A 1,371-nucleotide genomic window follows, 5' to 3' on the forward strand; every position below is an offset into this window, starting at 1 on the left:
GTCCCTGCCGCTGATGCGGTCGCGGCTCCGGTTCCGTGCGCGATGTTCTGTGAGGACCGCCCGCTCTCGGCCAAGGACTGCACCATGTTCTGCGCCGAGCCTCCGGTGCCGCCCGCCGACGCTCACGGTTGCCGCCTGATGTGCGACCTGGGCAAGCCGCAGGGTCAGGGGGTGGCGTGATGATCTCGCCTGACCTGCTGATCGTCGGTGGCTCGGCTGCGGTGACCGCGTTCACCATGTGGCGGTGGCGTCGCCTCGACGGTGTCACCGGCCCCGCCTCGGGCGACCAGGGCTCCGGTGTTCCGGTGGAACTGGGTCCGGCGGCGTCGATCGTCACCGATTCCGCGCAGTTGGCCTTGATGTGGCCCGCCCTGGGACTGGGGTCGCCGCAGACCGGCTACCCGAACGTCACCACCGCCACGCTGACCGATGCCGGGATGCTGGTCGAGGTCCAGATGCTGGGCGGCCAGTCCCTCCAGTCTTGGGCCAACGACGCCACCCGCGAAGCCCTGGCCGCCTACTTCGCGGTGCCGGAGGTCCGGGTGACCAGTCCGTCTCCGGGGTTCGTGCACCTGGACCTGCGCGTCAGGGATCTGCTCGCCGACCCGGCCCCGGTGACCGGCCTGCTGGCCTACGGGGTGGATCTGGAAGCCGTCCCGGTCGGGGTGACCGAAGACCACGATGTGTGGCGGCTGCGGGTCATGTACTCCCACATCCTGATTGCCGGTGCCACCGGTTCGGGTAAAGGCAGCGTGCTGTGGTCGATCATCAACGGCCTCGGCCCCGCGATCAAAGCCGGACTGGTCGACATCCTCTTGGGTGACCCGAAATGCATGGAGTTCGGTGCCGGTGAGGGCCGGTTGTGGACCGATTTCCAGTGGACCGCTGACGGCATCATCACCATGTTGAAAACCGCTGAGACGGAGATGCAGGAACGTGCGGCCCGGTTCAAAGCCGCGGGTATCCGCAAGTTCACGCCGAGTATCGACGAACCGCTGAAGGTCATCATCATCGACGAATACGCGGCCCTGTCGGCGTTCGCCACCCGCGAGCAGGTCAACGAAGGGTTGCGGCTGCTCGGTCTGATCCTGACCCAGGGTCGCGCGGTCGGCTACAGCGTGATCGTGGCGTTGCAGGACCCGTCCAAGGAGAACATGCCCAACCGGCAGTTGTTCTCGGTCCGTATCGGCCTGCGTTTCGACGAACCGACACAGACGGCCATGGTTCATGGCCAGAGCGCCAAGGACCGCGGTGCGCGCTGCCACGAGATCCCCGACACCACCCCCGGTGTCGCCTACGTCGGCCAGGACGGCTCGAACGAGTTCCGGCGGGTCCGTGCCTTCTGGGTCTCCGACGATGACATCGATCGCA

The 1,371-nt window shown here is 67.1% G+C and carries 2 protein-coding genes; both read left to right on the forward strand.

The window, feature by feature from the left end:
• Positions 1–180 (forward strand): hypothetical protein (locus ACLML9_RS28745; protein WP_411948429.1); only part of this gene is annotated, 180 nt, incomplete at its 5' end.
• Positions 180–1,371, forward strand: a 1,192-nt coding sequence (locus ACLML9_RS28750; RefSeq protein ID WP_411948430.1) for an FtsK/SpoIIIE domain-containing protein, incomplete at its 3' end; no start/stop codon positions are given. The genes ACLML9_RS28745 and ACLML9_RS28750, both read left to right, overlap by 1 nt.

The sequence above is a fragment of the Nocardia sp. NPDC002869 genome, assembly GCF_046764065.1.
Taxonomy (GTDB): Bacteria; Actinomycetota; Actinomycetes; order Mycobacteriales; family Mycobacteriaceae; genus Nocardia; species Nocardia rhamnosiphila.